The following is a 21708-nucleotide window of genomic DNA, read 5'->3' on the forward strand; positions in this document are numbered from 1 at the left end:
GACGCCCTTCTGCGGAAGTAGCTCCGGAGGGCTTCTCCGATAGACGCCGACACGACAGGAAAGTCGGCCGGATCGCGGATTGCCGATGCCCGCGGCACGACACCGGATCCCGCACGGAACAGGCCACGTGAGCTACTACGGCTCCGGGATGCCGACGTATCCACGCGATGCCGTCGGCGATCGTCGCCACCCGCCCGCATGCGCAGAGAAGCGTTGGCGTGGCCGATTCGACTTGGACGGGGATCAGCGGTGAGCGTGCGGGCCTGTGCAACGCCGGCCCAGGTGCGCCCCGCAGCATCGGCCTGCGATCGTGCCCCACTCGGATATTCGGCATTGCCGGTCGCGGGATCGCCTTGTGCCGCAAGGTTTCGGCAGCATTCCGCGCCGATCCTCGCTCGCACCCGCTCGCTTCCCACTTCTTCAACTAAACACGTGTGCTTAACCCAGTCAAGGCCAGGGTTTAGTACAGTCCACCTATGCTGATCGCCGATTCGCGCGCGTCCCTGCTCGACGCGGGGGAGCGCCTCATCGCCGAACGCGGGGTCGAGGTCCCGCTGCGGGAGATCGCCGCGGCCGCCGGTCACCGCAACAACTCCGCGGTGCACTACTACTTCGACTCCCGCCACGGCCTGATCGAAGCCATCGTCGACCGCCGGATGAACTGGCTCGAAGAACGCCGCATGCACCTACTCGCCACCCACGAGGCCGACGGCACCGCACACGAGATCAACACCCTCGTCACGATGCTCGCCGCACCGATCCTCGGACTCATCACCCAGGACGACGTCACCCACTACGGCCGCTTCCTGGAAGTCGTGCGTGCCCACCCCGTGGTCGCCGACCCCCGCCGCCTCGCCGGCACCGACCGCGCCGCCGTGCGCATCATCGCCACCCGCCTAGCCGCCGCCCTCCCGCAACTCACCCAGCGCAGGCGCCGCCAACGCCTCGAAACCATGGCCACAGTCATGTTCGCCCTCATCGCCGACTACGAACGCACCCTCGAAGCAGGCGTCCGCAAACCCCACCCCGACGACGCCGCCGAAATCACCGACATGATCGTCGCCATGCTCACCGTGCCCACCCGCGACACCAAGCCCAACACCCGTCGCTGACGACCGAGGTGACCTGCCCGATATCACCCGGCGATCCTCGCGCGGACCGCGGCGACCCCGCCCTCGACCCCATCGAGTACGGGCAGGACGTCCCGCCGCATACGTCCTGATTTCCCGCACACGTAATCGCATGCGATTCGGTATGCGGGAAATCAGGAGATGTGCGGGTGCGCGACCCTCACCGGTTCGGCGCGCCGGGCCCGCGTTCGCACCATCTGTCGCACACGCAACAGCTCGGTTGTCCGGAGTGACCCTGCCGCTGCGATACGGTCGCTTAGTGGAACTCCTAGGCATTCATCACGTAGCCATCATCGCGACCGACTATGTGCGGTCCAAGCGGTTCTACACCGAGACCCTCGGCCTCGCCGTGATCGCCGAGCATTACCGGTCGGCCCGCCGCTCGTACAAGCTCGATCTGGCCATCCCAGGCGGGAGCCGGATCGAACTGTTCTCCTTCCCCGAGCCCCCGAACCGCGCGAGCTGGCCGGAGGCGGCAGGGCTGCGGCACTTGGCGTTCGCCGTCCGCGACGTCGCCGCCACCCTCGACGAACTGGCCGCCAAGGGGGTCCGCACCGAGGAACTGCGCACCGACGAGGTCACCGGGAAACGCATGGCGTTCTTCTTCGACCCCGACGACCTGCCGCTGGAACTCTACGAAGTCTGATTCATCCCGCGCGCCCGCCGCGCCAATTCGACTGTCGCGGCACGTAACTCATCGATCGCGCCGATCGGCTCCGCGTAACCCACCCGGGTCCGCGCCACCCCGCGCGGCGTCACCACCCGTAGGTCTAGCCCATACCGGTCCGCGCGCTCGCAGCTCGCCTCGGTCGCGTCCGGATACCCGCCCAACCCCTGCGCCATCGCCAGCAACGCCGGCGCGTGATCGTCGTTGAGATGCACGATCGCACTCGCCGCGACCGGCACGATCGGATCCGGCGCCACCTCGGCGTACTGCTCCGCGGTCGCCGAATCCATCCGCCCGTACCCGCCGACCCACCGAACCCGGCGCACCCGCAGCACCCACACCGAGAAATCGCTGTAGTCGACATAGAACTTCGCCGCGGGCACCGCCGCCAGATGCGCCTCGCGCGCCGCATCGGCCTCGGCGCCCACCGGCCGCTCCACCACACCGGCCAGTGTGATCCTCGTCCCCGCCAGCGGATCCGCGGGCGCGTCCGGCGCCACGATCGCGAGACTGGCCCGCTGATCGCCGGCCAGGTTACGACCGTGCTCGGCCATCCTGGAGACACACAGCACCGGCTGCCCGTCCAGCAACCCGTACGTCACCAGCGACGCCCACGGCGTCCCGTCCTCGCTCAAACTCGCCAACGTCGCCGTATTCGTCGCGGCGGCAACGGTTCTCGCCTCCTCGGCGGCCGACGGACGGGCCGGATTCGCCACCGGCGCGGTCGGCTGCGGGATGGAGGGAGCGTCGCCGGGGTCACCGTGGTCGAGGGTCATGCCGTCTATCTTCTCCTGTCCCACCGACAAGTCGCCAGCGGCCCTTTCCCCGGCTCGGCATGCGTAGTGCGGCCAATGGATCGGATTGACCGCGCGGATCGCGCCCGGATAGACCAGACTTGCCGGGTGACCCGATACGCATTCGACGCCGACCACAACGTGATCGTCGCCATCTGGGCGACCGGACGTGGTGACCTCGCCCAAGCGGTTGCCACCCTGCCCCGGACGGTAACCCATGATCAGGCAACAAATCTGGCGTCGAACCTGACCACGCTGTCGCGGTTCCACTGGCGCACCTACACCCATCCGGCCAGCGCGGCCGGCGACCCCGACATCCCCAACAGCGAGGCCTGGCGCCGCGCCGAAGAACGCCGCAACTTCAAAGAGGTCGAGGCCGGGATCCGCAGCCCCAACCTGCCCTCCGAAGAAGGACTCGTCGTCTCCTACAGCGGCGTCGTCGAATCCGCGCACCGCGTCGGCCGCACCCTCTACGACATCGACGACCTCACCCTGCGCGACACCATCGCCGCCGAGGTCAGCAACGAACAAGCCGCCATCGAATCCGCCGAACGCGGCGACCTATCCGGACGCGCCCGCCAAGCCGTCGAAATGTCGCGCCCCGACGTCTCACCGGCCCAGGTACAAGCCGCCGACGACCTCTTACGCGCCGACCCGCTCGGCTCCATCGAACTGTTCACCGAACTCGACCCCGCCTCGGCCTCCGTCGCCGCCGCGCACTGGCTGCTCGCCGCCGCCGAAGTAGCGGGCGAAATGGCCGGCGTGCCCTGCACCGACGTGGTCGTGGAAGCCGACGACATCGAAGCCCTCCAGGTCGAAACACCCACCCTGGTCCTGGAACGCCTGGACGCGGGGGAGAGCCCCACCGAAGTAGTCGTCGACCTGATCGCCGAAGCCATGGCCGTCCACGAAGGCCGCGTCCCCGCCCCGTGGGCCGTAGTCGGCCGCGTCGCCGAAATCGAAGAGCAGGCCCGCAAATTCGAGGTCGACGCCGACACCCGCGAAGCCATGCTCGCCGGCTTCCGCATCAGCCGCCTCGACCCCTCCCGCCCCGCCCTCGACCTCCTCGAAGACCTCCTAGACGGCATCCGCGGCTGCCTCCTCCTCTACGCAGCCCACACCGACGACCCCGACGTGGAAACCCTCTTCACCGCCGACGTCCGACTGGAAGCCGACGCCGACCCCGAACACCTCCTCTGAACCCAGCGGGCTCGCCCGCTGTACGGAACACCACCGGCCTGGCCTCGACAACGAGGCCAGGGCGTCCGCGTCGGTCGCCCCTCTCACGTCGACCGCGAGCCCATAGATGGACGGCATCCACCGAACGGGACATGGGTGTGACGACACGCGGGGGAGTCCTCAGTCCTGCCCGCGCTCTGGGACACGGACCGACGGCCTCGCGTCTACTGGAACCTGGTGACGATGAAGTGCGTGAAGACACGGCCATGGTGTGCCACTCACGGAGTCGATCGGGACGGTTCGGATGAAGCGTCGACTGCTACCCAACGGGACACGGCTGCGGCGAACCGCGGGTGCGTCCTTCGTCATGTCCCGTTCGACGACCTACGGGTGCTGGCCTGGGTGCCCAATGCTGCCTCGCTGCGAGTTCGTTCAGGAACCGATGGTCGGCTCAGTTGGTTGGGCGTCGACAGTTGACAGACGCACGCCTTCTGATTTCCCGCACGCAGACTTGCCGCGCTGACACGCGTGCGGGTGTCAGAAGGGGTGCGGCCGAGGGGGAGTTACTTGGCTGCTTCGTCGGCGGTGGCGGGGTCGGTGCTCAGCCACTTCAGGAGGCCTTCGTAGACGGCGTGGTGGTTGAGCAGGGTGAAGTGGTTGGCAGCGGGGATGTGCAGGCCGTTGGAGTCGTCGAAACCTATGCGGCGGGCTCGGTTTCGGCCGGCGGCGCTGGGGGTGAGGACCAGGCCGTCGCCGATGATTCGGCCGAGGGGGTGGCGGGTTATGCAAGCGGTGACGAAGTAGTGGTCGGCGCCGGGGAGGAGGGGGACCTCGCGGATTGCCCGGCGGGCCAACGCGTCTGTGTCGGAGCCGCGCCAGTCCTCGTCCACCAGGGAGCCTTGGCGTAGGTCGCGGATTCCTGCGCTGCGGCGGCGCAGCAGGCGGCCGAACGGGCGGGTCTCGGGGACTCGGACCAGCGCCGCGGACGCGTAGTGCACCAGTTGTTCGAGGGGGGCGCCGAGATGCGGCGAACCGAGACAGACGAGATGTCGAACCTTGCGCACCCACGCTCGCCCGGACTCGCTCGCGTCGAAACACGCACCCCGAGCGATCAACCCACCCATCGAATGCCCGACCAACGACAGCTGCTCGACCTCGACCGGCCAATGCTCGACGAGCCGCTCCAGCAACTCACTCAGCTGACGAGCGTTCTCGGAGATATGCAGACCGCTGTTGTACCGAATCTGCAAGGTGCTGTAGCCGAGATCCTGCTCGAGCCCTTCGGCGTAGGTGGTCCGTCCACCCAACCGCCACGCGTGCTCGGTCTCCACCAACCCGTGGAGAAAGACCACCACCCGCCGACTCGGTTGCGCGACATAGTTCCCGATCTGCTCGGGCGGCACGGGATCCCCGTCCGCCCGCAACGTCATCGGCCCGGCGAGGATGGGACGCGCGTCCTCGAGATTGTCCCCGATCAACCCCTGCAACGCGCCGAGGAAGCCCGCCCCGAACACCGTCCGCGACGGCACCTCAGCACCGGGCAGATCCGCCGTGCGCTCGGCCAACCGACCCGCCGCGACGGCCGTACCACTCACGATCCGATACACGCCGTCGGCAATCGCGTCATGCACCACCTCGACCGGCGCCGCAGCCGGACCGACCCCGAACCGCACCGCCGCGAACACCCGCCCGGCGATCGCCCGATGCACGGAAGCGATCCCATCGACCGCCCCACCGAGCTCGTCGCCCGCCAACCGAGCGAGGGCCCGGACCTCGGCCTGCCGCTGGTGCGTCTGCTCAGTCATAGTTTCAGTGTACAAGCGTGCACTGAAACCGTCTTGTCGACGGAGAACTGCGGCGTCTACCCTGCGAGCCCGTCCTCGGTGTGATCACTCGCGTCCGGCCCGCACGCTTCGGTCGAAGTCGGAATACCGACCTCAGCCGGCCAGAGGCACCCGAGTCACTCCGACCGCGGCCTCGACGAGACTGCCGAGATACAACACACCGTCATGCTCCACCACGCCGGTGACCATCGCGAAGTTCGTTCCCTCGGCCTGCAAGTCGTGCACCACGTTGCCGGCGAAATCCACCCCCAGCACCCAGACCGTCTTCGCCGGCTTCGGCCGCACCCGCTCCGGCAGCGCCCACACAATGCGCCGCAGAATCCCCGGTAACGGAAGTAGCCGGTCCAGCAACGGGTTTCGAGGCGTCGGCAAGGTGACCCAGACCAGGCCGTCGCTGCCGAGGCTCATATTGTCCGGGAAGCCAGGAAGGTTCTCGATGAGGTAATCGCGCGTGCCCGCCTTCGGCCCCGACAGCCAATAGCGCGAAACCCGATAACCGCCGGTCTCGGCGACGACCACACACGAACGGTCCGGGGCAAGCACCACCCCATTCGCGAAATCCAGTCCCTCGAGCAAGGTTTCGACCTTGCCGGACGGATCGCGACGGAACAGCCGGCCGGTGCCGGAATGCTCGAGTATGTCGCCCGTGTACTCGGCCAAGGAATATCGGCTCGACGAGGACGAGAAATAGATGGTGCCGTCGGCATCGCGAACGACGTTGCTGGCGAACGGAAGTCGCTTACCGTCGATCTCGTCGACGAGCACCTCCAGCGTCCCGTCCGGACTCAACTGCAACAGTCCGCGTTCGAAATCGCAGATCAAGAGGGTGCCGTCCGGATCGGCGTGCAAGCCCAGCGGGCGCCCGCCGGTATTCACGAGCTGACGTACGTCGCCATTGGATGGATCGATGCTGAGGACCGATCCATCGGCGATTCCGGTGACCAGCCGTCCATCCGGGCCGAGCACGACATCCTCGGGTCCCGTACCCGGCAGTTCGAGTCGGGTGAGCGTGGGAAGTGGTGGCGTGCTGTGGGTTTGGCGCGCCCGCGGGGGAGCGGGCGGCGGTGTCCAGCGTTGCGGGTTCATTGTGGGCACGACTCAGGGTAGCGCCGGGGTCGTGGACTTCCTGGTTCAACGGCCAGGGCAGGGGAGATGCGTGCGGTGGCCGGGCCAGCCGGCGGGGTAGAGGCCGAGCGACAGAGCAAGGAGTCCTCGATCGGGCTCCGACGTGCAAAGTCAGCGCTTGAAGTCCCTCAACCGGGGACCATCTCGTGCAATAGAACATTGTCTTACGTAGATATGCGCATCTAACTATGTGATGCCGTTCTACCGTGAATCTCCCGAAATGCGGTCGTCACGACTAAAGACCGCATAGAGCAGGGGAGGGATCCATCTGGTCGACGACTGTCTGACAGAGCCTGGGTCGTCATGATCGACGGCCCATGATTGCGGCGTTTCCCGAGTGGGCCGCTCGCTCCCATGGGCCGTCGATCATGAAGCGGTGACGAGGCCGCTTACGGCTGATGCGTGATCGAGTACCACAGCACCGCGAGCGTGCCGAGCACGAACAGCGGTGACAGGATCCAGGTTTCGAGCTTGTTCCCCGTGCGGTCGATGATCGGGACCCGGGTGCGGAGCTTGAACGGCCAGAACAGCCGGCAGCCGCGGTCGGTGAGGCAGTCGCCGACCAGGTGCACGAGTGCGCCGAGGCCGACGGAGAACGGCAGCCAGACGGGTTTGTCGGAGATCCAGTGGTCCATGGCGAAGGTGCCGGCGACGGCCAGGACGACGATGGTGCCCCACGCCTCTATGCCGTCACCTGGCGGGCACAGGTGCAGTGCCCGTACAGCCAGCGCCAGCAGGAAGAAGACGAGTCCGAGGGTGAACCAGCGTCCGATCCAATGCTCACCCGCCCACGTGCCATAGGAGACGGCGGCAACGAAGGCGAAGGAATGGGTGGCGTGGCGATGCCCGCCGGAGATCCACGAAATCAGCTTGCAGAGGTAATACGAGATCGGACCGAGCACATGCGCGATCGTTCCCTCCGGGTGGTCGGCGTCCGGCAACAACGCCGCACCGGCCGTCAGGAATGTTCCGAGCAGCAGATCGACGGGGCCGAGATGTCCTGATACACCTTGGATTGTCGGGTAGGTCAAGATCGCGACGGGCAGCGCCGCTGCTGCCCCCGACCAGGCCAAAGCGCCACTGGTCGCATGAGAATGTCCAAGCACCGGTTGAAGGTTAGTTCACCGCAGCATCATTCAGCGAATGCGTGTTCAGTGATCTTGTGCGGCGGACGAATTGGGGGATAGGTAATCCGTGGCGATCGGGATCGGTTGTGGCTCAGGTTGGATGGACGCTGTCCGGCTGGGGTAGGGGAGCGTCCTGACTGGATTGTGTAGGGTGCGTTGATATCTGACAGGGGAGTAGAGGCGATCCGCCCGTGAGTGTGTATCGACCAAGGGTGCGAGTATTGGGTCACTCCGCGGCATCGGTCAACTAAAGAAAGAAAACATTGCGGTACCTAGACGTGCGTATATATGCATATAAATGCCATTAGCTGTCCATAGACCCTGGAACCTGACGGTACAAAGACAACTGCACAGAGGAGGGGAGGGCTCCGCGGTGCCGTACCGGGCGGTCGACGTCGCTCAAACGCCAATAAGGGGTAGTGGCGAGGCCCATCGCCTCGGCGATACGGACCGCGGCCGCCGATACGGACCCCTTCAAGAACTCAGCGCACAAGCCGAAAGAACGCCCGAACATCCTCGACAAACAACCCAGGCTGCTCGAACGCCGCGAAGTGCCCGCCCCGCGCCGGCTCACTCCAATACCGAATATCCGTGAACCGCCGAGTCGCCCACCGCCTGGACGGCCGCTGCAACTCCTTCGGAAACACCGAGCACCCGGTCGGCACATCCACGGTGTCGCGCACCGCCCCGGAGATCCACTCGTCGACCTGCTCGATGCTCTCCCAATACAACCGAGCAGCGGACGCACCGGTACCCGGCAGCCAGTAGAGCATCAGATTGTCGAGCAGCTCGTCCCGAGTGAGCGCATTCTCCGGATGCCCGTCACAGTCGGTCCACGACCAGAACTTCTCGATAATCCACGCACACAAGGCGGCAGGGGAGTCCACCAGCCCGTACCCAACTGTCTGCGGCCGAGTGGCATGCATCCTGGAGTATCCGGATTCCCACCGTCCCGCCTCTTCGAGCGTGCGAAGCGCAGCCTGTTCCCGCTCGGTGAGGTCGTCGAACGTGTCCGGATCGGGCGGCGCGAGCGGTGGCACGAGGTGTATGCCGAGAACATGCTCCGCATCGAGTTGAGCGAGTCGAGTGGACACACTGGTACCCCAGTCGCTGCCCGCCGCCCCGTATCGCTCGTACCCGAGCCGTTCCATCAGCACGGCCCACGCCGCGGCGATCCGATCAATACCCCAACCGGGCTCGCTCGGCCGGTCGCTGAACCCGTAACCAGGCAAGGACGGGCACACGAGATGGAACGCGTCAGCGGGATCCCCGCCGTGCGCGACAGGATCGGTAAGCGGCCCGATCACCTTGCCGAACTCGATAATCGACCCCGGCCACCCATGCGTGAGTACCAGCGGCAGCGCATTCGGTTCCGGCGAGCGCACATGCAGGAAGTGGATCCCGAGCCCATCGATCTCGGTCCGCACGTTCGCATAGGCGTTCAACCGTGCCTCGGTCGCCCGCCAGTCGTATTCGTCGGCCCAGTACGCGCACAGCTCCCGCACGTACGCCAACGGCACTCCCTGCGACCAGTCCTCGACGGTCTCCCGCTCGGCCCACCTGGTGGACCGCAACCGGGCGCGCAAGTCCTCGAGCTCTTGCTCGGGAACCTGAATCCGAAACGGCTGCAACAAACTGTCCTGTCACGGCCGAGCGTGCGGATTGACGATCCGATCGAGTGCGTGCAGATCGGATTCGAGCGTATAGAACACCCGCAGCGTCCCGAGGAACGCGAACAGTCCGCAGACACACAACGCCACAATCGACGCGATCACCGTCTGCTGCTGCTCGGGATCCAGGAAGGCCACACCGGCGGCCACTCCGAACAGCGGTACCGAGGCCGCGATTCCGAGATAGATCCGACTACGCCGAGCCAGCCGACGCAGCTGTATCGAATCGGCGGGGGAGCTGCGCCCCGCGGCCACCAATCCCGGGTAGTACCAGCGAAGCACGAAGAACGTCACCGGGAAGTAGGTGTACACCACCGCCAATGCGGCCGCGACCAGGTGCGAGGAGATCAGATTGAACAGCAACCCGGCAGACAGGTCTGCGATGTCGTGCAGCTTGATCAGGAACACCACCAATGCCAGCAGCCACCCGGTGAACGCCACCGCCGCAATGCGATCACTGCATGCGAGGGTGTCTGCCCGCGCTTTGGTCAGCGTCTCGTCGCTGTATTGCTTTCCTTGCCGCAGCCCGTGCGGAACGAGGAACACCAGCCGGCACCAATACAGCAGTATCGCGATGCCGACGGGATATCCGACGGCTGCCGCGATCAACCCGAGCTTGGTCAGCTGCGCCTGCCCATCGGGCCCGAGTTCGAGGTCGAGCAGTTTGGTGTTGTGCCCCGCGAGATACAGTCCGCCGAGCATCTGGCCGAGCGCGCTGGACAGCGTCACCACCGGCATCGGCCGCATCCGCAGCCGTCCGCGCAGACTGCGTTTCGGTGGGTCGACGAGGTCGCGGGCAGTCTTGTCCAGGGTGAGTTCGAGGTGTTGCGCGAGATCGGCGCCGGTCGCGTACCGGTCGTCGCGGTCGGGGGACAGGCAGGTCAGCAGCGCGTGTCGCAGAATCTGCGGGCAGTCCGCCGGCGTGGTCGACTGCACCCGCTCGTCGATCGGTTTGCGCCGCAGTTCGATCATCCTGGTGAGCGAGGTATCGGACTCGCCGATGCCGAGCTCGTCGCTGAAGGGCAGCCGCCCGGTGAGTAACTCCCACAGGACGACCGCGAGCGCGTAGAGATCACTGCGGGTGTCGAGGTCGGCGGCGGTCGTGGCCATGTTGGGGTGGCAGGCCTCGAGCTGCTCGGGGGACATGTATGCCAGCGAGCCACCGAAGTAGGCAACCGGACTCGCCCCCGGAATGTGCGCGCTGAAGCTGATATTGAAGTCGGCGAGCTTGGGTTGCCCGTCCGCGGTGAGCAGCACATTGGCCGGTTTGATGTCGCGGTGCAGCACGCCGGCGCGGTTCGCGTAGTCCAGTGCGGTAGCGAGGCGGCTGCCGAGCCATGCCACGGCTTCGGACCAGCTCAAGCGCGCGAGATCGGCGCGGGTGGCCGAGGGTTGCGGTGTCAGCACCCCGCCGGAGGTGACCGAGGCGTCGACCGCGTCGAGCAGCAGCTGCCCGGTCCGTCGCGCCACGGGTGTACTGCGCACCAGCCGCAGCACCCCGAGCAGCGTGCCGCCGGGCACGTACTGCATGTACATCAGCTTGAGATGCTGTTCCTCGATCTGGCGCTGATCGAAGACCCGCACGATGTGCTCGTGGTCGAGCTGTGCCAGCGTCTGCGGCTCGCTCCCGCGGTCACGCGAGATCTTCACCGCCACAAGCCGTTGCATCGACCGCTGCCGCGCGAGGAACACTCGCGCGAACGCCCCTTGCCCGAGCGCGATCAGCAGATCGAAGTCGTCGATGGTCGCGCCGGGTGCGATGGTGTCGAGCGCGTTGACCGCGGTCGGGTCCGAGAGCAGCGTGGTGCGGAAGTTCTCGGCGGCCAGGATGTCGGTGTCGAGCTGGGTGGCCAGCTGGGCCATCTGCGCGGCGAAGTCCTGCTCGTATTCGGTGAGGTCGAGTGCGGGGTCGCCGCCGCGAGTGCGGGCGGTGATCTCCTCGTAGATGAGGTCCGGCGGCAGTGGGGCGGCGTCGAGTTCGGGGAACTGGGCGCGATAGTCGGCGAGGCGTTTGCCGTGGTGGGTCTGCTGCCAGCGATGGTGCAGGTCTACCTTGATCAACTCGATCAGCGCCGTGCGGCGCAGCCCGCCCTCGACCGGCAGGTGCGCGGCCAGGTCCGGTGGCTCGGCCGCGTCCTCCCAAGCACTGTCGAATCCAACAACCAGTCGCGTCAACGCAGTCTGCGTCGCCGCCACCCGGTCCATCTCCATGTGGCCCACCCGATCAAAAATGGCTTCCCGAGCCCCCTCCCGAGAATAAACGATCATCACGGCCGTAGCCGTCGAATTACCTGCTACCGCTAGTTCCGCGGTCGGACATCTGCGCTAGGCACCGCCGAAGTGATGTGCAACAAAGTGTTGCGTGTTCGGGTTTCGTCGGTTAGCGTCGTGCGCAACAAGTTGTTGCGAGTCAGAGGAGTAAGCATGGAACACGGTCAGATCGAACGCACGATGTACGTCGAGGCCGCCCCTGAGGTCGTCTACGAGGTGATCAGCAGCCCCAACCACCTGAAGGAGTGGTGGCCCGACGACGCCGACCTCGAACCCGTCACCGGCGCGAGCGGCACCCTCACCTTCGGCACGGGGGACGAGCGCGACGTCGTCCCGATCACCGTGGTCGATGCCGAGCCACACCGGCTGTTCTCCTTTCGCTGGACCCATCCCGCCGACGAAGTCGCGTCCGTCGGCAACTCGTTGTTCGTCACCTTCGAACTCGCCCCCTCCGGGGCCGGCACCACGGTCCGGATGACCGAGACCGGATTCCGCGAAATGGGCTGGGAGATCGCCGTTCTGGAGCAACAGTACAACGACCACGTCTCCGGCTGGGGCGCCTATCTGCCGCGCCTGGGCGAGTACGCCGTGCGGCTGGTCGCCAGCCGATGAACGGCATCGTCGACGACGACCTGTGGTCCGCCATCGGCGACCCGACCCGCCGCCGAATGCTCGACCTCCTGCTGGCCGACGGCGAAGGCACCGCGACCAGCCTCAGCGAACAACTACCCGTCACCAGACAGGCCGTCGCCCGGCACCTCGGCGTCCTGGACCGGGTCGGCCTGGTACACGGGTCACCGGAGGGCCGGGAGCGCCGCTATCGCGTCGACGACGCCCAACTCGCCCGTGCCGTAGCCCAACTCAACGCGGTCGGCTCGACCTGGGACGCCCGGCTCCAGCGCATCAAGCGGATCGCCGAAGCCATTCAACGCACCAAGCAGCAGTAGAAGAGGAACACGAAAATGGTGGATATTCTGCACCGGGTCGGGGTCAAGTCGCCGTCCGTCGACGACGTGTACGCGGCGCTGACCTCGGTCGACCAACTGGCCGGCTGGTGGGCCAGCGACACCAAAGGTGACGCGGACACCGGGGGAGTCATCCAGTTCCGCTTCACCGCGGGCGGATTCGACATGAAGGTCATCGACCTGCAACCCGGGAAGCGGGTGCTGTGGGAGGTGGTCGACGGGCCCGAGGAATGGATCGGCACCCAGATCATCTGGGATCTGAAGCGCGAGGACGACTACACGATCATCCTGTTCAAGCACGAAGGATGGAAGGAACCCGGCGAATTCATGTCCCACTGTAGTACGAAGTGGGCGAGCTATCTGCTCAGCCTGAAGCAGCTGGTCGAAACCGGAACGGGCGCACCGGATCCCCGCGATGTCCAGATCAGCAACTGGCATTAGGCAGCCACCGTAATCTCGCTGGTCAAGGGCTGATACCACCGCCTATCGTCCGCACCATGGAGATTCGACAGGCCACCGAGTCCGACTGGCCACAGATGTGGGCGATCATCCATGAGGTGGTGCGGCAGCAGGAGACCTTCACCTACGACCCGGATATGGGCGAAGGGGAGGCGCGGGGGATTTGGGTCGAGCGGCCGCCCGGGGTCACGGTTGTTGCCGTGGAGGGTGAGCGGGTGCTCGGGACCGCGAAGATGGGGCCCAACCGGGCCGGGCCCGGGGCGCATGTGGCGACGGCGAGCTTCATGGTTGCCGTCGATGCACGGGGAAGCGGCGTGGGGACGAAGCTCTGTTCCTACGCCCTGGAGTGGGCGAAGGATCGCGGATTTGCCGGGATGCAGTTCAACGCGGTAGCGGAGAGTAATCGGACGGCCGTCGAGCTGTATCGCCGTCTGGGGTTCTCGGTAATCGGCACTGTCCCTGGCGCATTCGAGCATCCCACGTTGGGTCGCGTGGGTCTGCACGTGATGTATCGACAGTTCTGACCCGGCGTTGTCCTCGCACGGACGATCCCGTGCACGGTGACCGAGTAGCTTCGAAGTCGGGCTACTCGGTCATCCCGTTCTATCGAAGCGACCGGAAGCCCGCGCGAACCTCCGCTACAAACAGCTCCGGCTGCTCCCAGGCCGCGAAGTGCCCACCCTGGTCGAGCCGGTTGTAGTGGATCAGTTTGGGATAGGCCTGCTGAGCCCAACTCTGCGGGGCCTGGTACAGCTCATCCGGGAAGACGCTCACCGCAACCGGAATCGAGACGCCCTTGACCGACAGGAACGGCAGCTTGTTCTCCGCGTAGAGACGCGACGAGGAGACCGCCGTGTCCGTCAGCCAATAGAGGGTGACGTTGTCGAGGATGTCGTCGCGGGTCAGCCCCTCCTGGGTGCCGGCGAAGACCCGGGAGATCAGTGCCAGGCTGGCCACGTCATGGTCGAGCATGAACGCCGCCAACCCGATCGGTGAATCCGCCAGTCCGGTGAGTGTCTGCGGACGTGACGCCATGATCTGCGCGTAGGCGATGTGCTTGTAGAAGAAGCTCAGCTGCTCGCACGCCCGTCGTTCGTCATCGGGGAGACCGTCCGGCACCGGACCACCCAGCTGGAGCGACTGATCGAGCTCAGGCGGAACCGCGGCCGGCATATTCGTGTGGATACCGATCAACTCCGGGGGCGCATCCAAAGCCATCAGATCCGTGATGATCGCACCCCAATCACCGCCCTGCGCCACGAACTGCGAGTACCCGAGACGCTTCATCAGCTCCACCCAGGCCCGGCCGATACGCTCCGGACCCCATCCGGTCGTCGTCGGCTTACCCGAGAACCCGTAACCGGGGATCGAGGGGATCACCAGATGAAAAGCGTCCAAAGCGGTTCCGCCATGTGCCGTGGGATCGGTGAGCGGCGCGACGATCTTCAACTGTTCGAGGATCGACCCAGGCCACCCGTGGGTGACGATGAGCGGCAACGCATTCTCGTGCTTGGACCGAACATGGATGAAGTGGATATCCAGACCATCGATCTCGGTGATGAACTGCGGCAGGGCATTGAGCCTCGCCTCGCATTTACGCCAGTCGTGCTCGGTCGCCCAGTACTGGGCAAGCTCCTGCGCGGTAGCGAGCGTCGTGCCCTGCGACTGATCGGTGACCGTCTCCTTGTCCGGCCAGCGAGTAGCCGTGATCCGTGCACGCAACTGCTCGAGTTCGGTCTCCGGGACCTCGACCCTGAACGGCCGGATCGCAGCGGAAGTAACAGACATGTGGATTCCCCTTGCTGTGCTGATCGACAGCCGGAGCAGGGCCCTTGCCCTAAGCAGGGGCATCTCATCACCGAGGCCCGCCCAGACTTTTGCTGGTAGGCACCAGGCGAGCGCCGGTGGCCGGGAGACGCCTACAGAGATGAGGTTCCGCCGAGCAGGACCACGCGTCAACCCGCGCGGAAGCATTCTGGGAATCCGCACATGATCTGATGGAGAACGGAGTCCGTTGAGCGAGGGGCCTTTCGTCGTAATCGGTGCTGTCCCTGGCATGTTCGTTGTGGCGGGTCTGCGTGTGATGTGTCGATAGGTCTGAGCGAGGGGCGCGGGGGACGATAGGTTGTTGGCCCACCGGGGATGCCTAGATCTCCCTAGGTTGACGTAATGTTGATTATCGGCGTGGAAACGGGCGTGGATAATGGAGGCTGCGCCGGTCGTTTACGGCGGTGTTTGCGGGGTTCGCGCGCTCTTGCCTCGGCCGCTCTGAGGCCTCTGCCTTCGTGGGCTTATGGGATGACGGTGTTGTCCGGCGCGGATCGCTGTTGATCTCCCCTTGGTCAAGTTTATCGCTGATGTAAATATTCCTGTTGGAACATGATTTCGACGGAAAGTCTTGGGCGGGTTCTGGATTGGGGTTTTGAGGCTTCTCCCCTGCGTCTACCGCCCTACCTTCAAAACGTCACTGTGACGTTTTGAAGGTAGGGCGGTAGACCTTGAATTACGTTGCGTGGCAGCCGCTCTGGCTAGATTCCGCCGGTTCCGTAGTAGCCACCGAGGAGCCTGCGGCGGAGCTTGCGATTCTTCTCCGCGTCGGCGGTGTTCTTGTCGGTCGAGTCGGCGGGTTGCTCATCGGGCTTGGTGGTTTTGCGGAAGATGCCCATGATGATCCTTACCTCGTTGCCGGCCGGTGCTTGTCTGCCAGTGTGTTTCAGGCGCAGGCGGTGTCGCATCGGTCATTGGTATGGCTGATGGGCTGATTTCGGCGTTGCGGATCTCAGGGTCAGGTCCACCTGTGGAGCCAGTTGCGAGGCCAGCTGTTGTTGACTGGCTCTGTTTTCAGATGCCAGTTGTCGGTCATGCTGGGCGGGTGTTGATACGTCGGCTGGTTGCGCTGTATGTCGGGTTGTGGTTGTACGGGTTCTCGATGGCCGTGATGGTGCGGGCCGGGCTCGGGTTGGATCCGTGGGATGTGTTCCATCAGGGTGTGGCGCGGCATGTGCCGCTCAGCTTCGGCACAGTGACTGCGTTGACCGGGATCGCGGTGCTGCTGGCGTGGATTCCGTTGCGGCAGCGGCCCGGTCTGGGCACGGTGAGCAACGTGGTGGTCATCGCCGTCTCGGTGGATGTCGGGCTGTGGTTGCTGCCCGCGTGGGACATGATCGCACCGCGGGTCGCTGCGATGGGTGCGGCGGTGGTGCTCAATGCGATCGCCACGGTGCTCTACATCGGCGCCGGCATGGGTCCTGGTCCGCGCGATGGACTGATGACTGGTCTGGTCCGCCGCACCGGGGTGTCGGTGTGGGTGGTGCGGACGTCGATCGAGGTGACGGTGTTGGCGATCGGTTGGGTGCTCGGTGGCAGCGTAGGCATCGGGACGTTGGTCTATGCGTTCGGCATAGGTCCGCTGATTCAGCTCATGATTCCGCTGGCGAATCGTCACCTGCCCGGCTTCCAGGATAGGCGGACAGCCGAGCCCGCCGCGGTCGTCGCCGCGTGAGTGAACCCGCTCGAAGATCAACGGGACGTGTCCGCGGGATTTGGTGAGTAGCGCATCCGTCTTGTCCCGTTGATCTTGGGCGTTCGAGGCCGCGACCGACTCCCCCGCCGTCTGGCCTCCATGTAGGAACCCATCCGCAAAACGTCACTGTGACGATATATCGTCAGTTGGACCCCGGTGTCAGGTCGCGACCTTCTCATCTTCGAGCGATTGACGGACCTGCTCACGCAGCTCGGGACCGTCCTCGTGCTTGTGCACCGAGACGGCGTGCTCGCTGGCCGCTCGCACGACTTCGTCCTCTTCGCCGGCGATGGTGAGCGTGCAATTCGTTTCACTGGGGAACTTGCGGCAGTCGGCTACTTTCCTCGTCATCGGACGAGCCTCCTGAGAGAGAGCAATGATTATGCTCCTCACGTTAGACCCATCCGCGCCCGGTCAGGCGCTATCCGCGGCAACAGATGCGTGGCCCAGCAAATACCTAGAGTTCGGTAGATTCCGCAAGTCGCTCCGGTTCGACGGCATGCGTGTGCTGCCACCGTCCCCACAGTCCGACCATGATCACCAGGGCGATCACGACAGCGCTGTGTAGCGCCCATAGTGCGAGCCACGGCCGCAGGAACCCCACTTCGGTGTATTGCCCGCGGTCACCGACGCAGTACATCGAGAAGTTGGTGCTTTGCCCTTCGGAGTCGCTGAAGGTATCGGAGACGACGATCGGCTCGGTGTAGGGCGCTTCGCAGAACAACGGCGCGGTCAGTTTCGCTTCACCGGGCCAGATGGCGACGGGCAGCACGGTGCCGAGCATCGCGGTGCTGAACAGGATCACGCCCAGCATGACCAAGATTTTCCGGGCCCGGCGGGGCGGGGCATCGGCTCGATCCGATGAGTGCTCGTCGATCCCGTCGGACCGATACTCCTCGCTCATACTTGGCCCATTCGTAGAAACGTTCCGGCGCGGTCGAATTCGGCGACCATCATGGTGCGCGGCGAGGTGACACTGACGGAGATGCGTACTTCGTTGCCGATGCGGTTGGCGATCACCGCCGAGACGTGTCCGTCCGCGACGGCGGTCCGGGCGATCGCGGTGTCGAGGATTTCCTCGAGCCGGAGTAGGCCGGAAACCTCTGCGACGTCGAACATCTCGGTGTCAGGATCGTCGGCGACCGACACGTGGACCGGTTTGGGGCCGTGCAGCGTGCGGTTCGCGTAGGTGTAGTCGTCTTGTTGTTCCGGGTGGCCGGGTACCTGGATGCGCAGGTGTACCGCGGAGTCCTGGGTGAAGAGGTCGGCGCGCTCGCTGCTGAGGCGGGTGACCTGCGTGGGTTGCTGGAGCATTCCCCAGCGGGTAGTGCCGGTGTCGGGTGCGGTGAGCATGATGACGCTAGCCCGGAAGTCGGAGACGCCGAGGCGTTGCCGGAGGGCGTCGATGGCGGTGGCCGGCAAGGCGGAGACGAGTCCGCCGCCGCGGGCTTGCAGGATCTTCTCGAAGTCGGCGCGGTCGACGGCGCCGATGCAGCCGGTCGTGGTGATGAGGAGCGCTCCGAACATGGCCACGAGGCGGGAGCGGCGGTGTGGCATGGGCAGCATCGTATAGCGCCACGGTGACCGTGGTTGCTCGCGTGAGTGGCGGGCGGATGTTAGGTTTCATCAGCGCTGGTCGTATGTCCAGCTCGACTGGCTGGTGGAGGCATGGTGAAGACGTCGCGAGCTGTGATCGCGTGTGCGGCATTGAGTGTGTTGCCGTGGAGTGCCTCGCCGGTGGCGTCGGCCGCGCCTGCGGTCGGTGAGTATGTGGCGCTGGGTGATTCGTGGGCCGCGGACGCGTCGCTGATTCAGGCGACCGATGACTTCGTGCCGTTGGGTTGCGCGCAGAGTCAGGGTAGTTACGCCAAGCAGGTTGCGGCCGCGCTGAAGGTTCCGGTGTTCCGGGATGCGACGTGCGGTGGGGCTATGACGAAGAATCTGGCCGGTCCGCAGTCCACCCCGCTGGGGGTCAATCCCCCGCAGTTCGATCGTCTCACCCCGTCGACGGATCTGGTGACGCTGGAGATCGGCGGCAACGACGCGGGATTGGCCGCGGTCGTGCAGCGCTGCCTGACCGCCGACGCGTCGGCCTCGCCATGCGTCGATGGCCTCGTGGTCGACGGCGTGGACCAGATGTCGCTGAATATCGCCGTCGCGGAACGGAACGTGACCGCCTCGGTCCAAGGAATTCGCGACCGGTCACCGCATGCCCGGATTCTGCTGCTGGACTACTTCGAGGGGGTCAGCACCGGCCGCGGCTGCTTCCCGACGGTCCCGATCTCCGACACCGACGCGGATTGGCTGGGCCGCAAACTGATCGAGCTGAACGCCATGCTGGCACGGGTCGCGCAGGCAACGGGTGTGGAACTGGTCGACACGTACTCCACCAGCAGTGGGCACGACGGCTGCCAGCCACCCGGCACCCGCTGGGTCGAGGGCTTGATCCCGTGGTCGAGCAACCCGCTCGGTCTCGCCGTGCCCTTCCACCCCAATCAACTCGGTGCCGACCACCAGGCGCGCAGTGTATTGGCGGCGCTGGGTAAGTAACTGCCGCATCGAGTCGAGTCATATGGTCGTTGGTGGAGATCAACTAGCGACCATATGACTCGACTCGATGGCGGTGGGCGCCTGCCCAGCCCGCGCACCGCGAACATAGTGGTACCTACGGTTTGCTTGGTAGCCTGTGGCAAGCGAACCGGCAGAAGGTGAAAACCGATGAGTGCTACCACCATCGCCCGGCAGTGCACGCTGTGTGAGGCGCATTGCGGAATCCTGGTCACCGTCGAGGACACGCAGGTCACCCGGATCGAAGGCAATCCGGATGATGTGCTGTCGCAGGGCTATATCTGCCCGAAGGCGACGGCGATGGGCGGGTTGCATCATGATCCGGATCGGTTGCGCACGCCGATGCGGCGGGTCGGTGACGGGTTCGAGCCGATCGGGTGGGACGAGGCGTTTCGCGAGATCGGGCAGCGGTTGCGGGCGGTGCGCAGTGCGTACGGTCCGAGTGCGATCGGCATGTATCTCGGGAATCCGGCGGCGCACAGTTCCTCGGTGATCTACGGGGCGCTGCTGCGTGCGGTGTTGTTGACCAGGAACTTCTTCTCGGCGTCGTCGATCGATCAGTTTCCGCAGGAGTTCGTGGCGTGGCGGATGTTCGGGTCGAATGTGCTGATGCCGGTCATCGATATCGATCGCACCGATCGGCTGGTGATTCTCGGCGCGAATCCCGCTGTGTCGAACGGGTCGATCACCACGATGCCCAATGCCAAGCAGCGGATCAAAGATGTGCGGGGGCGCGGCGGGCAGGTGGTGGTCATCGATCCGCGCCGGACCGAGACGGCGCGGCTGGCGGATCAGCATGTGGCGGTGAGCCCGGGCGGCGATGTCTATCTGTTGCTGGCGATGCTGCACGTCCTGGTGGCCGAGAACCTGTGTGACGACAAGGCGATTGGCGCGCAGTGCACCGGATGGGATGAACTGCGTGAGCTGGTCGACGAGGCGACACCGGAGCAGATGGCGCCGCACGCCGGAGTCGACGCCGACGTCATTCGCGGGCTCGCTCGCGATCATGCCGCGGCGTCGTCGGCAGTGCTGTACGCGCGGATCGGGGTGTGCCAGCAGGTGACGGGCACGCTCACGCACTGGCTGGTGAACACGATCAACGCGGTCACCGGGAACCTCGACCGGGCCGGTGGGCAGATGTTCGCGACGCCGCCGATCGATGCCGCGCGGTTCGCGAAGTATCTGCCGATGGGTTACGGCGCATGGACGGACCGCTCCGGTGTCTACAAATCGTTCCGCTCCGAGTTGCCGGTCGCGGTATTGGCCGATGAGATCCTGACCGAGGGCAAAGGGCAGATCCGCGCGATGATCACCTACGCCGGCAACCCGGTGCTGTCCACACCCCAACGCGGACGCCTCGGCGCGGCATTGGATTCGCTGGATTTCTATATCGCCGTGGACATGTACATCACCGAGACGACCCGGCATGCCGACATCATCCTGCCGCCGATCTCGCCGCTGGAACGCGAGGACGTCAACATCCTGTTCCCGGTGTTCAGTGTGCGCAACAATCTGCGTTACGACGCGCGCGTGTTCGATCCGCCCGCCGATGGGCTCGAGGATTGGCAGATCATGGCGCGGCTGATCACCGAGATGGTGCCGATGCCGGTTCGCAGGCTCACCGGACGGGCGCTCAACGGGTTGTTCGAGCAGTTCAGCCCCGTACGGTTGGCGACGGCAGGCGTGGCGACTGGTCCATACGGGGTGCTACGGCGTGGGCGTAAGGGACTCACGGTGGCGAAGGCACGTGCGTCCGCCGGTGGTATCGACCTGGGCCCGCTGCTGCCGAGGTTGCGCGCACTGCTCGGAACGCGAGACCACAAGGTCCACCTGGCCCCCGAGGACTTCCGTACCGCCGCCCGCACTGTGCTCGACGACGCCCGCGCAGGCAGCGCGCTCACCACACCGACCGACGGCTACGACCTCAAACTGATCGGCCGACGCCACTTGCGCAGCAACAACTCCTGGCTGCACAACGTCCCCGCCATGGTGAAGGGCCGCGACCGCTGCACCGCACTCATGCACCCCGACGACGCCGCCATCCGCGGACTCACCCACGGCGAACCCGTCACCGTCACCTCACCCACCGGCTCGATCGTGGTCCCCCTCGAAGTCAGCGACGACATCCGCGCAGGCACAGTCGCCATCCCCCACGGATGGGGCCACCGCGAACCCGGCGTCGGCTGGACCGTGGCCGCCGCGCTGCCCGGCGCCAACGTCAACCTCCTGCACGACCCGTCACTCACCGACACCTTCTCCGGCAACTCCGCAGTCAACAACACCTGGGTGACAGTCGCCCGCGCGTCCACCGACAACGCCGAATCCGCAGCTGGCGTGACAGTGGAGGCGCTCGGCGTCATCTGAGCTGAGTCGCGAGCGTGATCGC

The 21708-nt window shown here is 65.7% G+C and carries 21 protein-coding genes; 10 read left to right on the plus strand and 11 right to left on the minus strand.

The genetic code is table 11. The features are described 5' to 3' along the window. Positions 1-476 precede the first annotated feature (476 nt). The gene (locus tag AB0M22_RS28630) at positions 477-1112 is read left to right on the plus strand and encodes a helix-turn-helix domain-containing protein (protein ID WP_364733210.1); all 636 of its coding nucleotides are present in this window, start codon (positions 477-479) and stop codon (positions 1110-1112) included. A gap of 277 nt (positions 1113-1389) precedes the next feature. Further along, positions 1390-1776 carry a VOC family protein gene (locus AB0M22_RS28635; protein WP_364733212.1) on the plus strand — a complete coding sequence of 129 codons (387 nt, stop codon included), beginning with the start codon at positions 1390-1392 and terminating at the stop codon, positions 1774-1776. On the opposite strand, the gene AB0M22_RS28640 is transcribed toward AB0M22_RS28635, so the two are convergent. Further along, positions 1764-2573 carry a DUF2470 domain-containing protein gene (locus tag AB0M22_RS28640; protein WP_364733215.1) on the minus strand — a complete coding sequence of 270 codons (810 nt, stop codon included), beginning with the start codon at positions 2571-2573 and terminating at the stop codon, positions 1764-1766. The genes AB0M22_RS28635 and AB0M22_RS28640 overlap by 13 nt on opposite strands. A 126-nt stretch (positions 2574-2699) precedes the next feature. Here AB0M22_RS28640 and AB0M22_RS28645 point away from each other — a divergent pair, with 126 nt between their 5' ends. Further along, on the plus strand, positions 2700-3791 hold the full coding sequence (locus tag AB0M22_RS28645; protein WP_223884950.1) for a hypothetical protein: 1092 nt from the start codon (positions 2700-2702) through the stop codon (positions 3789-3791). 542 nt (positions 3792-4333) lie between these two features. Here AB0M22_RS28645 and AB0M22_RS28650 read toward each other — a convergent pair. The 5 genes from AB0M22_RS28650 to AB0M22_RS28670 form a co-directional block, all read right to left on the minus strand. Continuing rightward, positions 4334-5575, minus strand: coding sequence for an alpha/beta hydrolase (locus AB0M22_RS28650; RefSeq protein ID WP_364733219.1), 1242 nt, complete (start codon positions 5573-5575; stop codon positions 4334-4336). Between the two features lie 132 nt (positions 5576-5707). Beyond that, positions 5708-6700, minus strand: coding sequence for an SMP-30/gluconolactonase/LRE family protein (locus AB0M22_RS28655; protein ID WP_364734033.1), 993 nt, complete (start codon positions 6698-6700; stop codon positions 5708-5710). Positions 6701-7128: 428 nt separating this feature from the next. Beyond that, a complete protein-coding gene (locus AB0M22_RS28660; RefSeq protein ID WP_364733222.1) occupies positions 7129-7845 on the minus strand; it encodes a metal-dependent hydrolase in 717 nt (238 codons plus the stop codon). A 503-nt stretch (positions 7846-8348) separates the two neighbouring features. Beyond that, positions 8349-9497 carry an epoxide hydrolase family protein gene (locus tag AB0M22_RS28665; RefSeq protein ID WP_364733225.1) on the minus strand — a complete coding sequence of 383 codons (1149 nt, stop codon included), beginning with the start codon at positions 9495-9497 and terminating at the stop codon, positions 8349-8351. Between the two features lie 12 nt (positions 9498-9509). Further along, the gene (locus AB0M22_RS28670; RefSeq protein WP_364733228.1) at positions 9510-11747 is read right to left on the minus strand and encodes a serine/threonine-protein kinase; all 2238 of its coding nucleotides are present in this window, start codon (positions 11745-11747) and stop codon (positions 9510-9512) included. 213 nt (positions 11748-11960) lie between these two features. On the opposite strand from AB0M22_RS28670, the gene AB0M22_RS28675 reads away from it, so the two are divergent. From AB0M22_RS28675 to AB0M22_RS28690, 4 genes are read left to right on the plus strand one after another with little or no spacing between them, the layout of a single operon-like run. Continuing rightward, entirely contained in the window at positions 11961-12419 is a 459-nt protein-coding gene (locus AB0M22_RS28675) for an SRPBCC domain-containing protein (RefSeq protein WP_364733231.1), read from the plus strand. After that, the gene (locus AB0M22_RS28680; protein WP_364733234.1) at positions 12416-12754 is read left to right on the plus strand and encodes a metalloregulator ArsR/SmtB family transcription factor; all 339 of its coding nucleotides are present in this window, start codon (positions 12416-12418) and stop codon (positions 12752-12754) included. The genes AB0M22_RS28675 and AB0M22_RS28680 overlap by 4 nt, the downstream gene beginning before the upstream one ends. Positions 12755-12769: 15 nt before the next feature. Further along, on the plus strand, positions 12770-13213 hold the full coding sequence (locus AB0M22_RS28685; RefSeq protein ID WP_364733237.1) for an SRPBCC domain-containing protein: 444 nt from the start codon (positions 12770-12772) through the stop codon (positions 13211-13213). A gap of 56 nt (positions 13214-13269) precedes the next feature. Further along, positions 13270-13755 carry a GNAT family N-acetyltransferase gene (locus AB0M22_RS28690; protein ID WP_364733240.1) on the plus strand — a complete coding sequence of 162 codons (486 nt, stop codon included), beginning with the start codon at positions 13270-13272 and terminating at the stop codon, positions 13753-13755. Positions 13756-13834: 79 nt separating this feature from the next. Here the strand turns inward: AB0M22_RS28690 and AB0M22_RS28695 are convergent, their stop codons facing one another. Together AB0M22_RS28695 and AB0M22_RS28700 are read right to left on the minus strand one after the other, a co-directional pair. Continuing rightward, on the minus strand, positions 13835-15019 hold the full coding sequence (locus AB0M22_RS28695; RefSeq protein ID WP_364733242.1) for an epoxide hydrolase: 1185 nt from the start codon (positions 15017-15019) through the stop codon (positions 13835-13837). Between the two features lie 740 nt (positions 15020-15759). After that, positions 15760-15897: a hypothetical protein gene (locus tag AB0M22_RS28700; protein WP_364733245.1), complete on the minus strand. Its 138-nt coding sequence runs from the start codon at positions 15895-15897 to the stop codon at positions 15760-15762. A 206-nt stretch (positions 15898-16103) separates the two neighbouring features. Here AB0M22_RS28700 and AB0M22_RS28705 point away from each other — a divergent pair, with 206 nt between their 5' ends. Then, complete coding sequence (locus AB0M22_RS28705; RefSeq protein WP_364733248.1) at positions 16104-16733, plus strand: hypothetical protein; 630 nt, start codon at positions 16104-16106, stop codon at positions 16731-16733. A gap of 180 nt (positions 16734-16913) precedes the next feature. On the opposite strand, the gene AB0M22_RS28710 is transcribed toward AB0M22_RS28705, so the two are convergent. From AB0M22_RS28710 to AB0M22_RS28720, 3 genes are all read right to left on the minus strand, one after another. Beyond that, positions 16914-17105, minus strand: coding sequence for a DUF1059 domain-containing protein (locus tag AB0M22_RS28710; protein WP_364733251.1), 192 nt, complete (start codon positions 17103-17105; stop codon positions 16914-16916). Between the two features lie 106 nt (positions 17106-17211). Then, positions 17212-17568 (minus strand): hypothetical protein, encoded by a 357-nt coding sequence (locus AB0M22_RS28715; RefSeq protein ID WP_364733254.1) that lies wholly within the window; start codon positions 17566-17568, stop codon positions 17212-17214. A gap of 86 nt (positions 17569-17654) precedes the next feature. Continuing rightward, the gene (locus tag AB0M22_RS28720; protein WP_364733257.1) at positions 17655-18311 is read right to left on the minus strand and encodes a hypothetical protein; all 657 of its coding nucleotides are present in this window, start codon (positions 18309-18311) and stop codon (positions 17655-17657) included. A 111-nt stretch (positions 18312-18422) separates the two neighbouring features. Here AB0M22_RS28720 and AB0M22_RS28725 point away from each other — a divergent pair, with 111 nt between their 5' ends. Beyond that, a complete protein-coding gene (locus tag AB0M22_RS28725; RefSeq protein WP_364733260.1) occupies positions 18423-19304 on the plus strand; it encodes an SGNH/GDSL hydrolase family protein in 882 nt (293 codons plus the stop codon). Between the two features lie 168 nt (positions 19305-19472). Then, complete coding sequence (locus AB0M22_RS28730) at positions 19473-21686, plus strand: molybdopterin oxidoreductase family protein (protein ID WP_364733262.1); 2214 nt, start codon at positions 19473-19475, stop codon at positions 21684-21686. The last annotated feature ends 22 nt before the right edge of the window (positions 21687-21708 follow it).

Origin of the sequence: Nocardia sp. NPDC051756 (genome assembly GCF_040681495.1) — a bacterium.
Lineage (GTDB): Bacteria > Actinomycetota > Actinomycetes > Mycobacteriales > Mycobacteriaceae > Nocardia.